The sequence below is a fragment of the Sphingobacterium thalpophilum genome (assembly GCF_038396785.1).
Taxonomy (GTDB): domain Bacteria; phylum Bacteroidota; class Bacteroidia; order Sphingobacteriales; family Sphingobacteriaceae; genus Sphingobacterium; species Sphingobacterium thalpophilum_A.
The window spans coordinates 4,833,102-4,856,346 of record NZ_CP151087.1 but is presented as its reverse complement, the minus strand read 5'-3'; the positions used below and the strand labels follow the sequence as shown (position 1 = coordinate 4,856,346).

The following is a 23,245-nucleotide window of genomic DNA, read 5'->3' as shown; positions in this document are numbered from 1 at the left end:
TTTGTTCATGACTTTCGTTTGTCTACTCGTCACGCTTACATGATTGTGTTTTCTTAAAGAACTTTGTCGCTTCAACTTCCGTATCCGCTATATTCCGATGGCATTGCGCCGTCTTTATCTTTTTTGTTTTTCCCTTCGTTTCCGTTGGGACTGCAAAGGTAGAAATCTTTTCTGAACTTCCAAAAACTTTTTGAAGTTTTTTTTTCTTTTCCTTTTTTTTCGATTTCCGCGTTTAAAATAAACCGGGCGGGATTTTAAATCCTGCCAGGCTTCTCTTAAACCCTTCTTTTTTCAGGATTCCCTCTTTCGTGGTAACCGTCCCTCCCTTGCGGAGTGGTGCAAAGATAGGGAGATTACTAACAAACTTCCAAGCCTTTTGTTCTTATTTATTTCATTTCGCCCATAACTGTCTGTAACGGTGCGAGATTCTTTTTGTAAAACAGGTGATCGGAAGGCTGGGATGGCTGATTCCGGGGCAGAATGGGGCCGAAAAGTGGTTTTGGCGTGGACTTCGTGGGAACCGGGACTTGATACAGGCTCTGCAGGGGAAACATGGGGGGCCTGGAAATTGGATCGTACCGCGGACATCCGCGGAACCGGAACTTGGTGCAGCTCCGCAGCGGAAACATGGATGGACATTGTATTGTTCGATCTTCCTAAGCCCGGGATCACTTTGTAGCCCGCTCGGCTCAATGCCCAATTGAAGATGGTGCGCACCGGCGCAGCAGATGGACGGGAACGGGAAGATCGCAGAACTCAGCACTCCGGATACCTTCTTTTGCAGCTATACTTTCCTACCTGTTTACTTAGGTTTAGTTTAGGTTTTATTTAGGTTTTGTTTAGGTATAGTATAGGTTATAGCTAAATAAAACCTAACTTAATACTAAGCTAAATATAGACAAAAGCTAACCTAAGTAATAAGGCATCCTTAACTCTTCGTTATTTAGGGAAAGGTGGTTCCGCTCGGGGACAACGCTCCGGCTGCTGACAAAGGTCTGCAGGAACCTCCGACTACCCTCCCAGCCCTGCTTCGTACCATGGTCGGGGCAGATTTGCCCTGCAACCGTGTTCTGTCCGTGTTGAGTCCGTGTTGAGTCCGAGTCTAAGCCCGCACTCACCCCGCTGCCAACACGGGCAAATGACGCTCCGAACGCGACCATATTCCCTGGATGCCCCTAAAAAAGGCCAACGCCAATCCGAACCGCAGCCGAAAAATTCCGCAGCGACGCTGCAACACGAAAATAACTCGGAAAAACACGCTATAAAGACAGACAAAATAACGATTCAAGGGTTCACATCAGACTGGGGAATACCTCAATTTAACGATGAAGCGGAGCAGCCCTTGCTTCGGAATACCAACTCAAATGAAAAACTAGCATAGAAACGGATAAACATATAAGGATCTATATTATAAACTAGCCAACATAAAAAATGTACCGCCAACCATCAAAGCCTCATTTGGGCACAGTATTGGAAAATAACATAGATTCAAAAGTCAATAACTGTAAACTGCCGGTAGGACACTGCGAATAGCCAATATGCAAACGAAACCGTATATTCGTAAATAGCAAATTAAAATTTCCCTTATTTTGAACGGACTTTTCAAAATTTACAAAGTTGACGCCGATGAGGCACTGCGCATACAACAATCCAAAAACGAAATACACCAACATGATTTCGAGGAACTGATTATTGGTGTGGCAGGAAAACTCGAACATTTTATCGATTTTAAAACAAAAACCTACACCGCTCCATTTATAAGTTTTGTCACTCAGGGCAAAACGCACCGTGTGAAACCTCTTTTGCACAACAATAGCATTGAATTTTGGGTCATTCGATTTAAAAGTGAATTTATCCCCGAAACAACTTTCCAACTTTATACCCACTTTCATGAAAATGCGACATTGACCTTCGCCAGCCCCAACTGCTTCGGGAGATTGATAGTCTTGTGTGAGCTAATGCAGGAGGAATGCTTACAAACTACCGTAGATTATGCGGTTATCAAGCAGCTATTGAGCACCATCTTTACCATGATTGAATCTGAACGAAAAAAGCAATTTCCAGACAGCCAACAGCAATTAAAAAATCAGAGTACAACCTTCACAAGCTTTCTTTCCATAATGGAAGAGAATTATCGCCGCCCTGAAGGCGTTAATTTTTACGCAGAGAAGCTTTTTATGTCCGCAAGAAACCTAAATTTGATTTGTCAGAGCATATTACAACAAAGCGTTTCTGAGATTATCGAAACACGGAAACTTATTGAAGCAAAAAACCTCTTGTTGACAACGACTAAAACGATCTCGGAAATTGGTTTTGAACTCGGTTACCAAGATAAAGCCTACTTTACCAATGTCTTCAAAAAGAAAGCAGGCATGACGCCTTCGGAATTTAGAAATGAGATCCAAAAACTTATTTCCGAATAGCGTACAACAGATTTCCGAATAGTACAACAGATTGACAGGATAATGATACCGCCTAGCCAAACCCATCCCTTACCTTTGTAATAAAAATTGACGCAGTCACATCATATCAAATGCGTAGAAAGGATTTTATTAAAATTATGGCAACATTACCATTAGCTGGAGTAGCTCATAAAGCAAACTCTTTATATAAATTTTCCGAGGAACTGGAGGCAACGGACAAATTTCCAGTCTTATTTTTAGGACATGGAAGTCCCATGAACGCCATAGAGGACAACGAATTTGTCCGGGGATTCAAAAAAATTGGCCAAACTTTCGAAAAACCGAAGGCGATTCTTGTTGTCTCGGCACACTGGGAAACACGTGGAACATTTGTCACAGCGATGGAGCATCCCGCCACCATTCATGACTTTGGCGGTTTTCCTCAGGCATTATTTGATGTCCAATACCCAGCTCCAGGCAGCCCGGCGCTCGCTTTAGAAACACAGCGTATTGTCAGCAAAACAGACGTTCATCTCGACGACAAATGGGGGCTGGACCATGGATCATGGTCTGTAGTCAAACATCTATACCCTGATGCAGACGTTCCAATTATTCAAATGAGCATTGATTACACACAGCCTGCAGCATACCATTACGAGATTGCACAGCAATTAAACGCGCTAAGAAAAAAAGGGGTGCTCATTATCGGTAGCGGCAATATGGTGCACAACTTACGAATGGTCGCCTGGGACAAGCTCGATACGGCAGGCTATGCCTATGAGTGGGCTACGATAGCCAATGAAAAAATGAAGAAATTTATTCAGAACGGCAACCATCAAGCGCTCATAGATTTCAGAAAACAGGGCAAAGAGTTCGACTTGGCAATTCCAACTCCTGAACATTACCTCCCTTTAATCTATACCTTGGGTTTACAGGAGAAAAATGATGAGTTGTTTCTCTTCAACGACAATTCAGTGGCTGGATCGCTGACCATGACTTCTTTGAAAATCGGTTAAGCCTCCAGCATACCTGTCAGGAATATCCAACAATACCAGCCCATTCCATTAACTGAGAAAAAGGCCAATGGAATGGGCTTGTTGTATACAGGACTCCGCTGAGTTGGAAATAATCTCGAAATTTCCATGACAAAAAGCGCTTTGATTGCAGCGCAAGGATCGATAAATTTGTTTAAAACAAAACAACGTACTTGAACTTAACTCATGGCAACAAAACCTGTTATTGAAATTGAATATTGTCCAAAATGCAATTGGATGCTGCGCGCCGCCTATATGGCGCAGGAGGTACTGAGTTCGTTCACCGATGAGATCCATGGAGTGATGCTGGTCCCCAGCAAAATTGCAGGCCGTTATACCGTACGGGTAGCGGATCAGGAGATATTCGATCGAAAAAGAGCTGGTCGATTCCCCGAAATAAAAGAACTCAAACAGCTCATCCGAGATCTAATTGCACCAGATAAATCCTTGGGTCATTCGGACAAATCTCCTTCATCCAACATTTAATTTAGCATAAATCGGATTTTAAAGACTTCTTCTTATTAGCAATTTTGTATAAATTAAATGAACAATCATGACTATTCAACAAGAAGTAGATTTTCAACGTATCGCCAAGGCCATACATTTCTTACAGGAAAACTTTAAGACGCAACCTACATTGGGTCAGATCGCTTCTCATGTTTACATGAGTGAAGCTCATTTTCAACGCATGTTTACCGCATGGGCTGGTACAAGCCCCAAGAAATTCTTACAGTACGTAAGTATAAATCATGCAAAATCATTGCTCAAGGAAAGTAATATCGCCGAAACCACCTATCAACTTGGTCTTTCCAGCAGCAGTAGACTTCATGAGCTATTTATCAATATTGAGGGAATGACTCCCGCTGAATATAAAAATGAAGGCTCCAATCTATTGATTTCCTACGCCTATTATCAGAGCTTATTCGGCACAATGCTAATTGCATCCACTTCAAAAGGTATTTGTCATATTGCCTATGCCGATGACAACTTAACAGCTTTTGACACCCTTCAACAACGCTTTCCGAACGCAACATATCGACAACAGGGAGATAGCATGCACGAGAATGCACGCAGCGCATTAAATCCCCAAGACAAAGATATCCGCCAGGTAAAATTACATTTAAAAGGCACTGATTTTCAATTGAAAGTCTGGGAAGCTTTATTAAAAATCCCTATGGGTAACTTAAGTACCTACGGTGCTATCGCTTCTCAAATCGGAAACCCCAAAGCTTCCCGTGCTGTCGGCACAGCTGTCGGTAGCAATCCGATAGCTTACCTTATCCCCTGTCATCGTGTTATACAAAACAGCGGTATATTTGGTGGTTACCGATGGGATCCAATGCGGAAAACAGCGATGATCGGATGGGAGACTTTGCATACGGCTATTTAATAAACACACACAATACGATAAAATGGAACTTTTCGACAATCTCTTCGATGGCAATAGAAATCTACTCCCTTACGATGGGACTGTCAATTATTATGGTAAAATACTGCCTCCACAGAAAGCAAACCACTATTTTGATAGACTCATGGACTCGATCGAATGGGTAAATGACCGTGCTATTATTTTTGGAAACGAAATCGTCACCAAACGAAAAGTGGCTTGGTATGGCGACCAGGCTTTCGAATATAGCTATTCCAACACCACTAAAAGGGCGCTTCCCTGGACAAAAGAGCTTCTTGAGCTGAAAAAGATTGCCGAAGAACAAACACAGGAGACGTATAATTCCTGCCTGTTGAATCTTTATCACAATGGCGACGAAGGAATGGCCTGGCACAGTGACGGTGAAAAAGACCTTAAAAAAAATGGAGCAATTGCTTCTTTAAGCTTTGGTGCTGAACGAAAGTTTGCCTTTAAACATAAAACGAGCAAAGAAAAAATAGACCTCATCTTGGGCCATGGAAGTTTATTGGTGATGAAAGGTCTTACACAAACGTATTGGTTGCATCGGCTTCCACCGACAAAAAAGGTGTTCAGTGCACGAATTAATCTGACATTTCGAAGCATCGATCAGCTGTAATCTTACAGCCCCAGAGTAAGGCTTACAGGAATGGACACCTAGTTGTAGGCAGCCTTCAACAGCATTCAGTCACTAATCGTGTCAACCTTTTCAAACATAAAGGCTGACACGATCGATCGGGTTATTTAATAACGTCCCAGCTGTTGTCCTTGGCGGTGTAATCCATAAAAATGCCACCGTCCAAGGTAATATTTTTCACCTTTTTAGTCGAAGTCCAAGTCAGGATTACCTGTTTTTCATTGTGTTGCCAAATTGACGGAGTTTGATGTTTTGTCTCCACCGATCCATCCGTATAGGTAATCAACACATCAAAGGGAATTGCAAATCCCCCGACATTGGTGATCGTAAGTGTATTTTTACCAGCAAGCTGTTTAAAACCATTCACTTTAAGGTCAATGTAATTATTGGTAAAATACCAATTTTTCCAATACCAGTTTAAATTCTGCCCAGCTCCAGCATTGATGCTGTAAAAGAAGTCCCAAGGCGTCGGATGTTTTCCATGCCATAGCTCCATGTAATGGTGTAGTGCTTTTTTAAACAGTTCATCACCCAGGTAATCCCGTAACGCAATATAAGACAATGCGGCCTTGATGTAGGCATTGTTGCCATACCCTAAACCACTCAACTGAGAGGTCATGGTAATCAAGGGTTGGTCTTCTTCGGTAGAGGGGTCAAAGATATAGCGCTTTACACGGGCATCTTTGAAAAGTTCTTTATTTTTTTCGGCACCAATCTCCGCATTTCCAATCCAGAATTCCAATGCAGTAGCCCAGCCTTCATCCATATAACCGTATCGCGTCTCATTGATACCCATGTAAAAAGGGAAATAGGTATGTGCAATTTCATGGTCCGCTGTTTGCCGTGCGTCCACAAGATTATCTGGGACACTCGAATCATTAATCATCATCGGATATTCCATGTCTGCAAATCCCTGAACGGCTGTCATTGTTGGATATGGATAAGTGACACCAGGCCAATTTTTAGAAAACCAGTCAATGCAATATTGCTGCCAACCAATGTATTGTTCAAAATCTGGCGTTCCGGCGACATAGCTTGACTGCACACTCACGCGCTTACTTCCCAAATCTACACTCCCGCCATCCCAGATATAATTGTCACTCACACTGAAACAAAAATCAGGCACATAGGTTGCTTTGAATTTCCACTTATTCCAGGCTTCTTGTGTTGTCACTTTCCCCGCTTTCATTTCGGCATCTGTCGCGATATGTATTGGCGTATCGCTGACTTTTGATTTTTCGAAACGGTCCAGAATAGGTTTCTGCAGTACCTCAGCCGCATTTGTCAATTCACCTGTCGCCCACACAACAAAGTTCTTCGGAACGGATATCTCAAATTGATAATCGTTGAAACCATTGTAGAATTCTTGTCGGCCATTATGTTCCAGAAGATCCCAGCCATTGTAATCGTCGTATACAGACACACGCGGATAAGCGTAAGCACAATAAAAGGTGGAAGCATTCAATAGCCCTTCACGGTCGCTTTCGACAGATAACGGATATTCCCAGCTAATGTCCAATGTTGCAGTGCTTCCCGGAAGGATTTTCTGCCCAAAATCACCTAACTTCACCGTTCCCCAGTCCTTGCTGTTTACGTCGTAAACTTGACCATTCAATTTAAATGATTTAATCTTTAGGCCCGAAGTCAGGTAGTCGTCCGAAGCGTATGCCGCACGTACCGCATTAGGTTTGTGCACATTGTTAACAAATCGGATAGCCAAGCGTTTCAATGTATCGGGACTATTGTTTGTGTACAGAATAGTCTCTGTTCCACTCACCATCTTTGTAGCCGGATCCAATTGCACCCGCACATCATACTTACCAAAATTCTGCCAATAGTTTTTCCCTGGTAGACCCGTTTTGGTACGGGTTCCCTTTTCGATCGCTTGCTGAATATTTCTTGGGGTATACAGTTCTTGCGCATGAGCTACCCCTGTCAATAAAAGCAAAGTCAATCCATAGTTAAATATAGTGCGTCCTATCATATCCTAGTTTAAATAATCAAACTAAGATAAATTTGCTGTGATTTGCAAGTTTAATTCTCCAGCTCCACAAGAAAAATAAACTTCTTCAACACAATACCACATTTGCATTTGTTCAGAGATCAAAAAAAGACAGGCTCCGAGTACTTGAGAAAACATTTTATTTTTTTTGACGTTTAGTTTTAAGATAGACCCGAATGTATGCATCAACTTTTACGTTTTAACGATTTCTTCCGACATGCTTTTTTAGGAATACTTTTAATTTTAATCCCTACGCTGCTCCCTGCCCAAACCGATGCAAAAACAGACTCTCTTGCACAGTACAAACATCAGCGTGACTCGGCCTTGGCCAGTCAATACGATATATCGGATCTAATCGGAAGAATAATCCATCCCAAACGAAAAAAGGAACATGCGAGTAAACGCTCTCCCATCACCTTAATGCCCAACATTGCCTACAACCCAACCATTGGTGGTCAGATCGGAATCAAGGCTGTCGCGGGGAAAGTATTGGGTGACCCCAAAACAACGACCATGTCGATCGCAGCGACATCCGCCTCAATCACCACAAAAAACATCATGGTCTTCTATATCAGTCATAATATCTTTACCCCCAACAATAAACTAAATTTTCAGGGCGCTTTTGCACTTGTCAAAATGGTCGCTTTAGATGCGGGTTTGGGCATGACTCCCCATGGAAAATGGAACAATGCCGATGAAGAGATCCTTGCCAACCCCGACCATAAGAAATACGGAGCAAAATATAACGCGTTTACATTTAATGAAAAAGTCTATAAACGTATCGCCGACGGACTATTTGTTGGAGCCGGATTGGCGTTTGACTTACGACGAAAAATAACCAGCAGCGGCCCCAATGGCAACATTACGCCCAATACCATCTACACCGAAAAACATGGCTTCGAGCCCGACAGTTATAATTCCAATGGACTATTGCTCAATATGCAATATATGACAAGAGACAATCCCAATAGGCCTTACAAAGGAATCTATTCGGATATCGGTGTACGATGGAACACAACGCTGTTGGGCAGTAGCAAAAGTGCTGTACAGCTTACCACCGACTTTCGAAAATACTTTAGTCTATCTCAGTCCGACCCCGCTCATGTACTTGCCTTCTGGTATTGGGGCTCCTATAAACTTGGTGGTACACTTCCCTATTTTGATCTCCCAGGAACGGGAAGAGACGTAGCCGTCAGAAGTGGACGGGGTTATACCATTGGTTATTTCAAAGGAATTTCTTTCGGTTATGCCGAAACAGAATACCGCTTCCCAATTTTAAAGAATCGCTTTTTGAGCGGAGCTGCTTTTTTTAACCTACAGACTGCCAGCGACGAACTGGGCACCAAACTTTTTGAAAGATGGCAACCTGGGGGTGGTGCCGGATTACGGGTACTCTTTAACAAAGCAACACGCACAAATCTATGTCTGGACTATGCCTTTGGAAAATATGGTTCCCGTGGTTTCTTTTTAGGGCTGAATGAAGCCTTCTAAATCCAGGTTGCGACAGCTTTGTTTGCCATAAAATAACTAAATTAGCCGATGTTGTTGCTCTTTCTATTCACGAAGAGTGACTGAATTGGCATTGACGATACTTCATCATGAATTTAAAAACCTTTTTTCTATACATTGTATTATCATTGGCTCTTGTTTCCTGTCATCAGACAAAGACGCCAAAAACAACGAAAAATGACCTACAAAAGAAAGAACAGGTAGTCCCTCCTGCATCACCACCGATCCCATCGGATACTTCGAGCTACGATAGCCCCCGTTTTGCAGACCGAATAAAGGAACAAACGCAGCAGTTAATGAAAATGAACGATGCCGGCCTCTTCGATAAACTTCATCAGAAGTTAACGACAACACTAAGTGCAGACCAGCAGGATTATTTTCTTGGGCATCCTAACTTGGCTGTTTTAGCGATCGCGAAAGGGAATATCTTCGAAAATGGCTTCGGAGACCTTGGGTATATGCTGTACAACAAAGATAATCATCACATCGAGATCACCTTATTCGATCATAAACGCAATACATACAACACATTGTATAAAGAGTTAAAAGTTGTCAATACCCTTCAAAATCTGGATTGTTCATCCAGCTTTGGATCGCTCGATTATCTCGTTGCTTCCGAACTGATTTATCAAGAGGATTATATTCGTTTAAACAATTCAAATTACCTGATTGACGACAATTCCTTTGATGTGACCGATATTTCGACGAACAAAAACTTTGATTTGCAGCAGGGCTGTCTGAACAAAAAATTTTCAAAAGAAGCCATGGCCAACAGTCTTTGTGTACCGACCAGCTCCGTATATGCGAATTTTCAATGCCTAAAATACAATAAGAAAAAGCAGATTTTTGAAATTTATTTCAGTCAGGAATTTGCAGACTAAGCCGACCAAACCCTAACGATGAAAAGATATTACCTACTTGCTACCCTTGGTTTATGTAGCAAATTATATGCGCAGGAAGTGGATACTACGACTAATCGGCTAGAACAGGTCGAAGTTAAAGCCTACTTCAATAAACAACCGCTATTGCGATTGACATCTTCTGCGGCTGTGTTAAGCAGCCAAATGATCCAATCCCAGCAGTCGCCCTCTTTTGTTTCAGCAATGAACAGGGTGCCGGGTTTACGCATGGAAGAACGTTCCCCTGGGAGTTACCGGCTAGCACTCCGTGGGAGTATGATCCGTTCACCTTTTGGTGTTCGCAATGTCAAAATATATCTGGACGACTTTCCATTTACTGACGCAGGCGGGAACACCTATCTTAACTTGATAGATCCATCCGCAATAGGGCAAATAAATATATTGAAAGGTCCAGATGGATCAATCTATGGGGCCAATTCAGGCGGTGTGCTCTCCTTTTATAGTAAAGGATTTGATCGATGTGACAAACCTGAAGTCAACCTCCAATTAACGGGGGGCTCCTACGGTCTTTTCCAAGAACAGCTCAATGCAATATTACCCATCAACCAGACTCAGCAACTTGCTATCAATCAAAGTTGGACGAGAAGTGACGGTTATCGCCAGAATTCAGCCTTAAACAAAAAGAATATCCAGCTCAATTACAATTGGCAATATGCAAAAACATCCGAATTGAAATTCACCGGTTTCTATTCGGATCTCGGTTACCAAACTCCGGGGGGGCTCACCGCAGCACAAATGGAGAGCGACCGCAGGCAGGCCCGGCCTAAGGGCGGACCAAATCCTGGTGCTGCTGAACAAAAAGCAGCAATCTACGACAAAACATTCTTTGGTGGACTGAGCAACCAGACGCATCTCAGTTCTAAGATGACCTTATTCGCCAGTGTATTTGGTTCATCCAATCAGATCAAAAATCCCTTCATCACCAATTACGAGAAAAGAGATGAAAAGAATTTAGGAACGCGCCTGTATTTATCTTATGTCGATCTGCTGAGCCAAGATTTAAAATATGAAGTCCAACTGGGCTTGGAAGCGCAAAAGGGCTGGTATGCTATTGACAATTATGACAACGCCCTAGGTGTCGCTACCGATCCTCAGGCCAAGGACAAATTGGAAAATAGTCAGCAATCATTTTTTGCACGCACCCAACTGGAGTGGCTAGAGCGTCTCCAGGTAGAGCTGTCGCTCGGATTAAATGAGAATAAAATTGGCTACCAGCAACGTTATCCTGTCGCACAAGAAAACAAAGAAAATATTGATTTCGGGAGTACATGGATGCCACGAGCAGCACTATCCTATTTGATCACTCCAATGCTTGCACTTAGAGCATCGATTTCTAAAGGTTTCTCTGCAGCAACTGTTGCTGAGGTCCGCTCGTCAGACAATACAATTAATACGATGCTGAAACCAGAAACAGGTACAAACCATGAATTTGGGCTTCGTTGGCATTTGTGGAATCGCCGGATTATTTTAGATGCAGCGGCCTACACGTATCAAATGAACAATGCCATTATCCGACAAGTACGAGATAATGGTGCTGAATATTTTCAAAATGCGGGTAAAATAAACCAAAAGGGATTGGAAGCCTCGCTATTCATGTATTTGATCAGGCCTCAAACAACCGGTATGGTCCGTAGCCTACAGCTGACCAGCAATTTTTCCCTTAATGACTACAGTTTCAAAACCTATCAGGTAGGCGACAAAAACTATAAGGACAATAAACTTCCTGCGGTTCCTAAAACGGTATGGGTAAATTCGTTGAATATATTTTTCCCGAATGAATTCCAGTTGGATCTTCTTTCCAATTTAACAGCAGCAATACCACTGGATGACGCAAACACTGTTTATGCCAAACGGTATCATCTTTTACAAGGCAAATTATCCTGGAGCAAATCTGTCTGTTCACGGCATAAAATCAGATTTTTTGTTGGGGCCGACAATCTGCTCAATGAAAAATATAGTCTTGGAAACGATATCAATGCTTTTGGAGGACGGTATTTTAATCCTGCCCCTTTACGTAATTATTATGGCGGAATGAGTTTTAATTTTTAACCAAGCATCATGGAATTCCATCAGTATACATTGACCGATATCGATTTCACCAAGGTGAGCCGTTATTCTTATTTTCCTTGGATGGACCTGACACTGGCCCATTTCCAGGTCAATGCGATGGAAATGGAGGTCAATCAGGCAACTTTTCAGGTACTGGAGAATTATACCGATTTTGAAGTGATGATCATCCATACGTTGCCAACAACAGCCGTCTTTTGCAGTTGTCCACAAACAGGGTTCTGCCGTCATCAAAAAGCGGCTTTAAGTAAACTATTTACACAGGAGAATTGGCTGGCATTTTTTGATCACAACCGCTATCAGCATCTCCTCAAGAAGGTTGCGGCACAATATGGGATGGAAAAGGAATCGTCTTTAGAAAACTATTTTGCTGCCCAGATCAAAACAGGGAAGCTGGAGTTTCTGTTAAAAGACAAACAACTAATCTCCATTGATGACTTTGATTTAGTGGAGGAATCTCTTGCCCCGAAGGTCAAGACGACAGCCGAACAGCAGCATCATTTTGTGGTGTTAACGCGCAACCGGTACTACAAAAATCTACAAATACTCCTGTGTCAAGCTCCAATGACGAAATCCGGCCTTCCTAAAAACCCGATTTCTGCTAGTGAGAACCAGTCTCGTATCTGGCAAAGCAGCTCGATTGAGGAAATGCAATTTTACACCGCTGTTTACCAATTTTCCCACGCTGTGCAACAGGATATTGAAATCAGCTCCAGCCTGAAGGCGGTTGCAAAAAATCCGTTACACCTCGATTTTTATCTGCATGACTATGAAAAATCCGACAATATAACAGCCTCCACCTTATCGCCGGTTCAATTTAACCTAAACAAAGGTGATATTAAGCTCTTTATTACAAAAAAAGATGCGTTTTATGCCATTCATGGAGAAATTCATATTCATACGATAGCCTACAATTTACAGGATTTAGTTGTTCTTTTGGACCATTTCATTCTCATCAAAAATCAGCTTTTTCTGATTGAAAATAGGTTTCACCTCAAGTTGATCCGTTTGTTTGGCAACAAGGGGGAGCAATTATTGATCCATCAGCGTAAGTTCGAAGAATTCAACAGGTTGTTTTTGGAACAGATAGCACATTCCGTGGAGTTAAATTTTAAAGATATTCCCAAAGCAAGCAAGCCACAGTTGAAGGAAAATCTGTATTATCAGGACATGCAGTCCCTTTTGTTTCTGGAGGAATCGGAAGATTTTGTCAACCTTATTCCTGTCATGCGTTATGGTGAGGTCGAAATTCCTATTTTAAGTAAGCGGAATATATTCGGTACAGACAGCAAGGGTACACAATTTTTGGTCGATCGGAAACGTGAAGCTGAAACAAAAGTTATTTCCCTGTTACTGAAACAGCATCCCTATTTTCAGGAGCAAATGGATGCGGGAAGCTTTCAGCATTTTTATTTGCATCGCAAATACTTTCTGGACAGTAACTGGTTTCTGGATGCTTTTGAGGAATGGCAGCATCAGGGTATACAGATCATTGGATTTAATACGTTACGTGGAAATAAATTAAGCCGTTTTAAGGGAAAAATACATGTGGAGGTCCTCAGTGGACAAAATTGGTTCAACGCCAATATACAGGTCAAATTTGGTCCCAAAAGTGTCTCCCTAAAAAAACTTGAAAAGGCAGTACGGAACCGCTCGCAATTCATCACCTTGGATGACGGCACCCAGGGCATTTTACCGCAACAGTGGCTCGATAAATTTGAGGCCTATTTTAATGCTGCAGAATCGATCGCTGATGATTTCATTGAAATTCCAAAATACAAATTCAATGAGATCGATCACCTGTTTGATCAGGCTGAGCTAGACCCCATCGTGTTGGCTGAGCTCAGCACGTTGAGAAAGCAGCTCGCTAATTTTTCTTCGCTATCCGAGGTCCAGCTACCTCCAACTTTTGTCGGAAACTTACGCCCTTATCAGCAACAAGGACTACAATGGCTGCATTTCTTGGATGGGCTTAACTTTGGCGGCTGTCTTGCCGATGACATGGGACTTGGCAAAACGATCCAAATATTAGCCTTTCTGGCTACTCAAAAAGCAAAGGGACAATCTGCACCAACATTACTTGTACTTCCCACGACCTTAATTTTTAATTGGCGGCATGAAATCCAGCAATTCCTTCCATCTTTCCAGACGTTGGTTTTAGATGGTCCAAATAGAATGGAAAAAGGGATGCAGTTTGAACAATATGACCTTGTTTTAATTTCTTATCACAACCTGCTGACGGATATTAATACGCTAAAAAAAATAACCTTCAATTATGTCATATTGGACGAATCGCAGCAAATCAAAAACCCGGATTCCCAGCGATACAAAACGGTAAATTTATTAAAATCAAGAAATCGCATTATTTTAACAGGAACTCCTATCGAGAATAATACGATGGATCTTTATGCTCAGCTTTCCTTTATTGTGCCGGGTCTACTAGGAAGCAAAAAATATTTCAAAGATGTCTATACGACTCCTATTGATGCTTTCCATGACCGCAAGAGAAAAAAAATGCTGAAAGAGAAAATAAAGCCTTTCATTCTCCGTAGAACAAAACAGGATGTATTACGTGATCTTCCTACAAAAAATGAACTGGTCCTTTACTGTGAAATGAAAACTGCCCAGCGGCGAATTTATGATCTTTATGAAAAAGAGTTTCGGGATTTTATCTCTGCCAAAGATGGTGATGAAATCAAGAAAAGCCCCATGCATGTCCTAAAAGGTCTAACAAAATTGCGTCAGATATGTAATTCAAGCAAACTTCTCCAAAATGAAGATCTGACTAGCGCTGCGGATTCTGCCAAAATCGAAATGCTTATCGAGCAGATTCAGCATAAAAAAGACCAGCACAAAATGATCGTGTTTTCACAGTTTGTCAGTATGCTCAACCTGATTAAAGAGGCTTTGGATAAACAGGGTATTCGCGCGTTGATGCTCACGGGCCAGTCCAAAAATCGAGGTAAATTGGTTAGTGACTTTCAATCAGACAAAGATATCCCCGTTTTTCTGGTTAGTCTAAAAGCCGGTGGTACCGGACTTAATCTTACCGCGGCCGATGTAGTGTACCTGGTAGACCCCTGGTGGAATCCTGCTGTTGAACAACAGGCGATCGACAGGATCTATCGCATGGGGCAACAAAAGACGGTTACCGCTGTTCGATTAATCAGCCCTAACACGGTCGAAGATAAAATTCAGACCTTACAGCAACATAAAAAGGAGATTAGCAACAGTATTCTGGATGAGGGCGGAAGTTTAGATGTCTTTTATCTCGACAAAAGCTATTTAATGAATTTGCTACGCTAAACTATTGAAATCAAAAAAGGGTACATCGATCGATGTCCCCTTTTTTGATATAATTCGTTTTCAGCTGCTCTTTATTTTTTGTCAGAAATGTACGTTTTGTTACCATTTCCGTTGATATAATATTTACCACCTTTTGGACCGAGATATATTGTATGGCCGTTGTATTTTTCACTTGTTGCTTTATCAGTTGTTGCTACGGCATCCTTTTTAACAGCAGTGGCTTGTTTTTCAGCTTTAGCACTTTCTTTTTTCACGGCTTTTTCCTTCGCTTCCACTGGTGCTGCTGGTGCTGTTTTTGTATCAGCCACCTTTTTCGTCTGCGCTGACTTTTCCTTGACCGCAACTTCCTTCTTCGCTGTAGCTTTCACCGGCGCTGCCTTCGTTTTCGTTTCGGCCTCGTTGGCTTTAGTCTTTACTTTTTGTTCAGACTTTTTGGCTTCTTTTTCCATTTTTTTAGGAGCCGTTTGTGCATAGGATTGTCCCAATCCGACTGCAGCGATCAAAGCTAATGCAGCTGTGATTTTTTTGAAACGATTTATTGCTTTCATAACCCAATTGTTATTTAAATAATTGTAAATAAAAGCACAATACAAATGCCATATTTCGATTTAATTACCTGAAAAAATATTTTTTACAAATTTTTAACTTAGCCAAGGAATTATTCGACAACTTGTTTTCTAAATTTCGAATCAATTATATATTTTACCCCCTTTGCATCTATAAATACGGGCTTTCCATGGTAGTGCTCATTGCTCCGTCGATCAATGGCAACACGATACCGGGTGGGTGAACTAGTGGAGCTGTAGGTTATATTTCCAACCGATTCTCCAGGGCTCACGATTACTTCCGAACCTTCATATACGCGCTCACTCACCCTGCCCGTAAAACGCTGTTTTCCCGTTGACGTTTTTATTTTCTCCTGTTGCACGGGCTCTTTATCAATCGGCGCAACGTCCAAGGTCAACACATCGACCTGTGGGCTTAAAGGGAAGAATGGATCTACCCACCGATATGCAAAATGATAATCGGTTTCTAAGTTATTAAAAGCGTGCATTTGCTGCGCCCTTACAACACTTATCCCGCCTACTAAAATCAGCAGTGGCAGTAGGCAACGTCTAAAGAAGATTAATTCAACTCTTAACATATCTTTTTTTCCTTTCGTTTAAGTGCTCCCAAATAAAATGCCATCTCTCTCTAAAGCACTCATCTTTAACACATTTTTAACTAAAGTAAATTAGTTTGATATTTAACTGTTTTATATTTAACTTTGTACTATGAAAAACGAATCCATGAATCCAGTAAAACCCTTAGTGGATAGTATCATTGCTTTGCGAACGAGCTTAAAACAATACTATATCCAGAAAATAAAGGAACAGCAATTGGATATCACCTATGAAATGTTGCAAGTATTGGCAGCACTGTGGAAAAAGGAGCAAATGAATCAGCAAGATGTAGCCACAGCAATACAGAAGAACAAAGCAAGTGTCACTCCGCTGATCGATAATCTTTGTAAACGGGATCTGGTTAAACGCGTTAGCGATCCCAATGACAGACGAAATAATTTAATCGAATTAACGGTAAAGGGAGACGAATATAGGACATTGTTAGACCCTGTCCAGCAAGACCTCTACCGTGTGATCCTGCAGGAGATATCAGAAAAAAAAGTATTGGAAATTACAGAAACTCTCGAAAAATTGACCGCAATTATTGATAAGCAATAGTATCGGGAGCCTTGATTTTCAGAAAAAAGAAGATAAGTAATTGAGTCATGAGCAATTCAACATTAAGTGAGAAAGAAATAAAACGAAGGCGGAAGATATGGATCATCAACATCCTATCTGCGGTCGTCATTGTGGTAACAATTATCTGGGGTATCTTAGTCTTTTTCCACATCAACGAATCTGTTTATACAGATGATGCCCAGGTAGATGCCCATATTACCCCTATAAATTCGCGTATCAGCGGTTATATCAAAACAATTCGATTTGATGAGCATCAAAAAGTTCACAAAGGCGATACACTCGTCATTATTGATGATGCTGAGTACAGAATTTTATTACAAAATGCACAAGCCACTCTTGCCGATGCCAAAGCAAGTAAAACAATATCGCAATCTGGAATTGCCATTGCCGGCAACAGTACTGCGATAGCAAATGCCAATATCGATGAGATGAGAGCCCGGCTAGATAATATGGAATTGAATTATAGGCGTTACGAGAGTCTCGTGAAAGATGAAGCAGTAACGCAATATCAATTCGATCAGGTAAAAGCAGATTATGAGGCCATGTTAGCCAAATATAAGGCACTTTTGGCGCAAGAGCGTGTATCGAAACTTAACACACATGAGTCTGAACAGAAGCTGTCAATCAATGATGCCTCATTACTAAAGGCCGAATCTGCGATTGATCTAGCCAAGTTAAACCTTTCGTATACGGTTATCACTGCACCGTACGACGGTGTATTGGGACGGCGGACGATAGAAGAGGGCCAATTGGTGCAAAACGGTACGCCATTGGTCAATATTGTACGTGATGAGCAGAAATGGATTACCGCAAATTATACCGAAAGTCAACTAAAAAATATTGCCCTCGGGGCAAAAGTCAACATTGAAATTGATGCATTGGCCGGGAAGACATTTGAAGGTGAAGTAGCCGCCATATCCGAAGCAACAGGATCTAAGTATTCTGCTGTTCCGGTTGACAATTCTACGGGGAACTTTGTTAAGGTACAACAGCGCATTCCGGTTAGAATTAATTTTACAGCATCCAATACCCCAAAAGATCTCGCCATGCTTCGCGTAGGTATGAATGCTATCATACGTATTAAATAATCATGAAAGATCGTATATTCAGAGATTGGTTGAGTTCAGGTTGGGAATTGTTCTTTCTGTTTGTACTCAATATTTTATTTTCGTTCAATAATGGAATCCCAACATCCATTAACACGTATGTCATGAATGGATACGCCGGTATCACCGCAGATTTGAGTATGGCTACATATTGTTATTATGCGGGAATGGTATGTGCCATACCACTGGTATTTAGGTTGTTGAAATTATTTTCCAAAAAGACGATATTAATCGTGTCTATCTTCATTATCCTCGCTTCCAATGCGGTTTTGGAACATGCCAATAATGGTGTCAACATCTGTATGGCCTCATTTTTTATCGGGAGTGCCAAGATTATTGTCACTATGGCTATCATTGGGGAAATGATCCCTTTTCTCATGCCACGTGGAGAACGGTATCAATTATATGCGGTCTACTACACCATGACAATGATCATTCCTGCCTTGGCAAGTTATGTATCTGTTCTATTTGCAACACGTTTCTATTGGGAAACTGTCTTTTTATTTCAAAATATACTACTTGCAGTAGCGTTGTTAATCTGCATCATCTTTATGAAATCGTCAGATTTTAAAAAGGTACCGCTGTATCAATATGACTGGTTTGGAAGTATTTTACTTTGTATTTCATTATTGAATTTTGCCTATTTCAGCACATATGGTCTGACACAAAATTGGTTTCATTCCAGGTTTATTTTGGTCACCGGAATCGCATCGCTCTGTTTTTTTATACTTTTTATAAATAGAAGTGTACTAATCCGAAAATCACTCTTAAATTTTGAAGCCTTTTCAACACGGATTCTGCCTATCTCCATTGGAACAATTTTTATTTTCGGCATTTTTTATAGCTCGACCTCGCTGTACTCCTCCCTTTTGGGAATTACGCTTGGTACAAACCCCTTGGAAGTTGCCGAAATAAATACCTATGTAATTCCTGGTTATATGATCGGAGCAGTAATCGCTTATATATATTTCAAAATAACAAAGAAATGCAAGTTCATTTTGGCATTCTCCGCAGCGTGTTATGCCCTATCTTGCTTTTTCTTTGCAAGGATTATTGACCAACATACAAACTCGGCTTTGTTCTATCTCCCTTTGACATTAAGAGGAATGGGCGTGATCACTTCCTACATTGGAATAGGCGTATATATGGCCGGTAATATTCCCAGTAAATATTACCTCTCTGGCTTAGTATTTTTGATTCTTACACGTTCATTTTTGGTGCCTGTAGTCTGGTCAAACATCATTACTAATTGGTATTACCACCTACAGATCCTTAATGCCAATAATCTTGCTGGTATAATCGATCGAACAAATAGCTTGGTGATACAAAGAGGAAATATAATGAAATCGGTCCAAGTCCAAGCCTCGCTACTATCCATACGCGACGCCTACTCCGGGCTATTTATTATCGGGGTAATCCTAACGTTATTCATCTTAATCTTCCCTTTTCATTCTTCGCCTATACGAAGAGTTTTCGACTGGAAGAGAAAAAATGCAACGAAAGAAGCTTTGCAAATTCCTATTTCTTAGTTAACTGATATAAATTTCGGTTATATACTTGAATACGATACGCTCAGCGATTGCGTACTTATCGAAAAGTGTACGGAGATCGTCATAGAGCGTTTTGTTTTCAGCCTGCTCTTTTGGAAAATAGGATGACGAACGTACTCTTCCCAAAAACGACCGAAGGTCCAATATCTGTTGATTTGGTAAGGTTACCTTGGTCATTGAACGTGATCCAAAAAATTGTTTGAGATCATCATCACTGATATTTTTGTGACTGACAGATTGATAACTTGGTATATGACTGAGCAGAAAATCTTCGTACTCCTGTTGAAAAGCGTCGTCGGGATCACGCTGGTTCCAGACCAGTACAATACGTCCATTTTCTGTGAGAATGCGAGCGAACTCCCTTTTACATGCTTCCCGGTCAAACCAATGAAAAGATTGCCCTGCAAAAATGAGATCTACGCATCCAGACTCAATCGATGTATTTTCGGCAGTCGCATTCAGCGCGATTAAATTCCGATAGGTTTTAAAATGATGCAGTAAAGATTCACGCATTTCCCGATTGGGTTCAACAGCAAAAACGTCATTCCCATTTTCGAGAAAAAGTTGCGTAGATAGTCCTGTACCACTACCGATATCGGCAACCAACCATTTTTTATCCAGCCCTATTTGTTCTTTAAGCACCTGAATAATCTCATTTGGGTAACAAGGTCTAAATTTCTCGTAATCGACAACCCTGTCCGTGAATCTATCAATACTGTTTTTGTTCATACTAAGAATTGCTGTAACTAGTCGATTATACCTTCATCTTTAAAACTATAATATCCGTTATCGGTAAAGATTAAATGATCGGCAACTCTAATATCCATAATTTTAGAGGCTTCAACAATTTTTTGCGTCAGAATTTTGTCAGCATTGCTTGGATACAAGGTGCCCGAGGGATGGTTATGAACTAATATAATCGCATGTGCTTTAAGGCTAAGTGCAGATCGTAATATAATCCGGACATCGACTGGCGTAAAATCATTACCGCCCCGTCCGATCAGTTGTTTGTCTAATATTTTATACCCCGTATTGAGATACAGCGTCCAAAACTCTTCATGGGGCAGATCCTGAAGGATGGGTTTCATTAAGTTGTAAACGAAGCGGCTGCTATTTACGAGCTTACGTTCTTCTGCGGGCAGGTCGTTTTTCCGACGGGCAAGCTCCAATGCGGCAAGAATAGCGATGGCTTTTGCCTCGCCTATCCCTTTATATAGGCTCAGTTCTGAAACCTCCATCATCGAAAGCGTCTGCAGGTTGTTATTGACATCGGCCAATATGCGCCGGCATAATTCAACAGCACTTTCATTTTTGGAACCAGACCCGATTAAAATAGCCAGTAATTCGGCGTCGGTAAGCGCCCTACGGCCCTGGCTCAATAGTTTCTCTCTCGGACGATCGGCCTCTGCCCACTCCCGAATGACTAGTTTGTACGGATTTGACATCTACAGTTAATTATAATTGGCTAGCGTACATAAATATACAAAAATACTGTTACTTAATATCCTGAGAAATACACAATCTATCAATTAAAAAAAATTGGCAATCGGGATTTACTTCACATTTCACTCTGAAACGTTATCTTTGTATTTCATAAAAATTTTTGAATATGAGTAAAGCGATTATTAAAACAGAAAAAGGCGACATGACTGTGGAGTTCTACACAGCTGATGCTCCAAATACAGTAGCCAATTTTATCAAACTTGCTAAATCAGGATATTATGATGGATTGGCATTTCACCGTGTAATCCCTGATTTCGTTATCCAAGGTGGATGTCCAAATTCACGTGAAGGAGCTGCAGGAATCCCTGGAACGGGTGGCCCTGGTTATAAAATTGACTGTGAATTAACAGGCGAAAACCAATACCACGATAGAGGTGTATTGTCTATGGCTCATGCAGGCCGTAATACTGGTGGTTCTCAATTTTTCATCTGTCATAGCCGTAACAACACTGCTCACTTAGATCGTAACCATACTTGTTTTGGAAAAGTTATCGAAAACGTAGACATTGTTGACGATATCAGACAAGGTGACCGTATTTTATCAATTGAAGTTATCGAAGATTAATTCTTGGAGATTTAAATCGTATTAAAATGAATTTAAGAGCATTAGTATCCGTAACTGGTAAACCAGGATTGTTCAAATTGGTTGGACAAAATAAAGGTGGTTTTATTTTAGAAACCCTTGATCAGGCAAAAATTAAAACTGTAGTAAGTTTATCTTCTACAAAAATGGCGACTTTGGAAGATATCACCATCTATGGTGAAGAAGAAGAAATTCGTCTATTGAATATTTTTGAAACAATCAAAGAGAAAGGCATCGCTCTGCCAGATACAAAATCTGATGGCGCAACATTAAGAGATTTCTTCCGTGAAGTAGCTCCTGGCCATGATGAATCACGTGTTTATTCTTCGGATATTAAAAAGGTTATCACATGGTATAACATTATCAAGGAATTCCCTTTATTTGAAGAAGAAGCACCTGCTCCTTTAATGTAAACTTTTACATATATCCCAAATAAAAAAGGAGTTGATCAAATGATCAACTCCTTTTTTATGGTGTTTTCTTTTCAATGATGTTTCCTTGATGTGTTGTTTCCTAATGAAACACTACATCAAGTACATTTTTTTCGATGTTCTTTTGATCCTTGGCCTCATCAAGCTTAACATGTGCTCTTGTAACCTCAAATTCTTTGGGTTCAAATTTCTTTTCGACAACGGCAGTGGTCGTAAAGCGCAAAAGAGAATTTTCATCCGCATTGAGATAGGCATCAATTTCAAGTATTCCTTCGTTTTCGTCAAACACATAAGGATGCAACACATTGATTCCTTTCGGAATACGTGGACTTTTCCAAACGACAAATTTAGGGAGCGTCTTATCGCTTGCATCAATTTTATTGTAAATAGCCTGCTGACAGGTAATTCCGGCAATTTTTTTTGTTTTTCCGGTCTTATCGATCATATACTCTTTGGGATTTATGCGTATCTGCACTTTCGCCAATCCATTAAGTCTCCCTTCCGGATAGTTCAGCCCTACATGGATAGCCTCATTTTCGCTATTTGCTAGAAAAACCTCGCCTAAGCCTTTGTTATAATTCACATAATTTTCCAAGCGGTAAGTCAGGCCTTCAGCATTCGATTTTGCTTGCTGTTGATCAAATTTAATTTCCATCTTGCGTAAAGGAACAAGCATCAGCTCCACGCGCTGCAGGGGATTTTCAATATCAAAGCTATCTTTCTTCATCTGTTCCGCCTGAGGTAGTGCGGATATCGCTTTCCACAATGCAGCAGGTGAACTATCATTGGTCAGATTCATCAACTTGATCAGTTCAGCAAAAGGCATATTAGGAAAAGTAACTTTTTGTACGATTACCGCAGCATTGATCCGTTTAGAAGAGCGGATATCCGTTGTTGTATTTGATTCTTCATGTAACTTAACCTCTTTAGGTGTAGAGGATTGACAATTGTGAAAAAGAAGTACTATGCCTAATAATGGGAAAACTAAGGCGTACTTTTTTAGATATTTTTTCATATCTATAGCTGTTTAAATGTAGTATAGACAAAT

The 23,245-nt window shown here is 41.0% G+C and carries 22 protein-coding genes; 16 read left to right on the top strand and 6 right to left on the bottom strand.

All coding sequences use genetic code 11. The features are described from left to right. Positions 1 to 418 precede the first annotated feature (418 nt). The 7 genes from AACH28_RS21410 to AACH28_RS21380 all read left to right on the top strand — a co-directional run bounded on the left by AACH28_RS21410 (position 419) and on the right by AACH28_RS21380 (position 5,460). Entirely contained in the window at positions 419 to 679 is a 261-nt protein-coding gene (locus AACH28_RS21410; RefSeq protein WP_341831453.1) for a hypothetical protein, read from the top strand. Positions 680 to 1,138: 459 nt separating this feature from the next. Next, positions 1,139 to 1,381: a hypothetical protein gene (locus AACH28_RS21405; RefSeq protein WP_159333286.1), complete on the top strand. Its 243-nt coding sequence runs from the start codon at positions 1,139 to 1,141 to the stop codon at positions 1,379 to 1,381. A 208-nt stretch (positions 1,382 to 1,589) separates the two neighbouring features. Further along, positions 1,590 to 2,423 (top strand): helix-turn-helix transcriptional regulator, encoded by an 834-nt coding sequence (locus AACH28_RS21400; RefSeq protein WP_341831452.1) that lies wholly within the window; start codon positions 1,590 to 1,592, stop codon positions 2,421 to 2,423. 137 nt (positions 2,424 to 2,560) lie between these two features. Continuing rightward, a complete protein-coding gene (ygiD, locus tag AACH28_RS21395; protein WP_286883755.1) occupies positions 2,561 to 3,418 on the top strand; it encodes a 4,5-DOPA dioxygenase extradiol in 858 nt (285 codons plus the stop codon). A 204-nt stretch (positions 3,419 to 3,622) separates the two neighbouring features. Next, positions 3,623 to 3,922, top strand: coding sequence for a SelT/SelW/SelH family protein (locus tag AACH28_RS21390; RefSeq protein WP_341831451.1), 300 nt, complete (start codon positions 3,623 to 3,625; stop codon positions 3,920 to 3,922). Between the two features lie 67 nt (positions 3,923 to 3,989). Beyond that, entirely contained in the window at positions 3,990 to 4,826 is an 837-nt protein-coding gene (locus AACH28_RS21385; protein WP_341831450.1) for a methylated-DNA--[protein]-cysteine S-methyltransferase, read from the top strand. Between the two features lie 22 nt (positions 4,827 to 4,848). Then, a complete protein-coding gene (locus AACH28_RS21380; RefSeq protein WP_341831449.1) occupies positions 4,849 to 5,460 on the top strand; it encodes an alpha-ketoglutarate-dependent dioxygenase AlkB in 612 nt (203 codons plus the stop codon). Between the two features lie 121 nt (positions 5,461 to 5,581). Here the strand turns inward: AACH28_RS21380 and AACH28_RS21375 are convergent, their stop codons facing one another. Further along, on the bottom strand, positions 5,582 to 7,462 hold the full coding sequence (locus AACH28_RS21375) for a M1 family metallopeptidase (protein ID WP_341831448.1): 1,881 nt from the start codon (positions 7,460 to 7,462) through the stop codon (positions 5,582 to 5,584). Positions 7,463 to 7,660: 198 nt separating this feature from the next. Between AACH28_RS21375 and AACH28_RS21370 the strand changes: the two genes are divergently transcribed. The 4 genes from AACH28_RS21370 to AACH28_RS21355 all read left to right on the top strand — a co-directional run bounded on the left by AACH28_RS21370 (position 7,661) and on the right by AACH28_RS21355 (position 15,282). After that, a complete protein-coding gene (locus AACH28_RS21370) occupies positions 7,661 to 8,971 on the top strand; it encodes a BamA/TamA family outer membrane protein (RefSeq protein WP_341831447.1) in 1,311 nt (436 codons plus the stop codon). A 107-nt stretch (positions 8,972 to 9,078) separates the two neighbouring features. After that, positions 9,079 to 9,870 (top strand): hypothetical protein, encoded by a 792-nt coding sequence (locus tag AACH28_RS21365; protein WP_341831446.1) that lies wholly within the window; start codon positions 9,079 to 9,081, stop codon positions 9,868 to 9,870. Positions 9,871 to 9,888: 18 nt separating this feature from the next. Beyond that, positions 9,889 to 11,958, top strand: a complete 2,070-nt coding sequence (locus AACH28_RS21360; protein ID WP_341831445.1) for a TonB-dependent receptor domain-containing protein — start codon at positions 9,889 to 9,891, stop codon at positions 11,956 to 11,958. A 9-nt stretch (positions 11,959 to 11,967) separates the two neighbouring features. Beyond that, positions 11,968 to 15,282: a DEAD/DEAH box helicase gene (locus tag AACH28_RS21355; RefSeq protein ID WP_341831444.1), complete on the top strand. Its 3,315-nt coding sequence runs from the start codon at positions 11,968 to 11,970 to the stop codon at positions 15,280 to 15,282. A 71-nt stretch (positions 15,283 to 15,353) separates the two neighbouring features. On the opposite strand, the gene AACH28_RS21350 is transcribed toward AACH28_RS21355, so the two are convergent. Beyond that, positions 15,354 to 15,830 carry a hypothetical protein gene (locus tag AACH28_RS21350; RefSeq protein WP_341831443.1) on the bottom strand — a complete coding sequence of 159 codons (477 nt, stop codon included), beginning with the start codon at positions 15,828 to 15,830 and terminating at the stop codon, positions 15,354 to 15,356. Positions 15,831 to 15,940: 110 nt separating this feature from the next. Beyond that, on the bottom strand, positions 15,941 to 16,426 hold the full coding sequence (locus tag AACH28_RS21345; protein ID WP_341831442.1) for a hypothetical protein: 486 nt from the start codon (positions 16,424 to 16,426) through the stop codon (positions 15,941 to 15,943). A 130-nt stretch (positions 16,427 to 16,556) separates the two neighbouring features. On the opposite strand from AACH28_RS21345, the gene AACH28_RS21340 reads away from it, so the two are divergent. Genes AACH28_RS21340 through AACH28_RS21330 form a run of 3 tightly spaced genes read left to right on the top strand, consistent with a single transcriptional unit; the run spans position 16,557 to position 19,659 of the window. Continuing rightward, positions 16,557 to 17,003 carry a MarR family winged helix-turn-helix transcriptional regulator gene (locus AACH28_RS21340; RefSeq protein ID WP_341831441.1) on the top strand — a complete coding sequence of 149 codons (447 nt, stop codon included), beginning with the start codon at positions 16,557 to 16,559 and terminating at the stop codon, positions 17,001 to 17,003. A gap of 47 nt (positions 17,004 to 17,050) precedes the next feature. Beyond that, positions 17,051 to 18,112: an HlyD family secretion protein gene (locus AACH28_RS21335; RefSeq protein WP_075993967.1), complete on the top strand. Its 1,062-nt coding sequence runs from the start codon at positions 17,051 to 17,053 to the stop codon at positions 18,110 to 18,112. Between the two features lie 2 nt (positions 18,113 to 18,114). Continuing rightward, entirely contained in the window at positions 18,115 to 19,659 is a 1,545-nt protein-coding gene (locus AACH28_RS21330; RefSeq protein WP_341831440.1) for an MFS transporter, read from the top strand. Here AACH28_RS21330 and AACH28_RS21325 read toward each other — a convergent pair whose 3' ends face one another. Both AACH28_RS21325 and radC read right to left on the bottom strand, forming a co-directional pair. Beyond that, positions 19,660 to 20,409, bottom strand: a complete 750-nt coding sequence (locus AACH28_RS21325) for a class I SAM-dependent methyltransferase (protein WP_341831439.1) — start codon at positions 20,407 to 20,409, stop codon at positions 19,660 to 19,662. A gap of 17 nt (positions 20,410 to 20,426) precedes the next feature. Next, a complete protein-coding gene (gene radC, locus AACH28_RS21320; protein ID WP_341831438.1) occupies positions 20,427 to 21,125 on the bottom strand; it encodes a DNA repair protein RadC in 699 nt (232 codons plus the stop codon). A 164-nt stretch (positions 21,126 to 21,289) separates the two neighbouring features. Here radC and AACH28_RS21315 point away from each other — a divergent pair, with 164 nt between their 5' ends. Together AACH28_RS21315 and AACH28_RS21310 are read left to right on the top strand one after the other, a co-directional pair. Next, the gene (locus AACH28_RS21315; protein ID WP_046671802.1) at positions 21,290 to 21,748 is read left to right on the top strand and encodes a peptidylprolyl isomerase; all 459 of its coding nucleotides are present in this window, start codon (positions 21,290 to 21,292) and stop codon (positions 21,746 to 21,748) included. Positions 21,749 to 21,774: 26 nt separating this feature from the next. Further along, the gene (locus tag AACH28_RS21310) at positions 21,775 to 22,179 is read left to right on the top strand and encodes a DUF5606 domain-containing protein (protein ID WP_075993972.1); all 405 of its coding nucleotides are present in this window, start codon (positions 21,775 to 21,777) and stop codon (positions 22,177 to 22,179) included. Positions 22,180 to 22,279: 100 nt separating this feature from the next. Here the strand turns inward: AACH28_RS21310 and AACH28_RS21305 are convergent, their stop codons facing one another. After that, a complete protein-coding gene (locus AACH28_RS21305; RefSeq protein WP_341831437.1) occupies positions 22,280 to 23,212 on the bottom strand; it encodes a hypothetical protein in 933 nt (310 codons plus the stop codon). Positions 23,213 to 23,245: the final 33 nt, after the last annotated feature.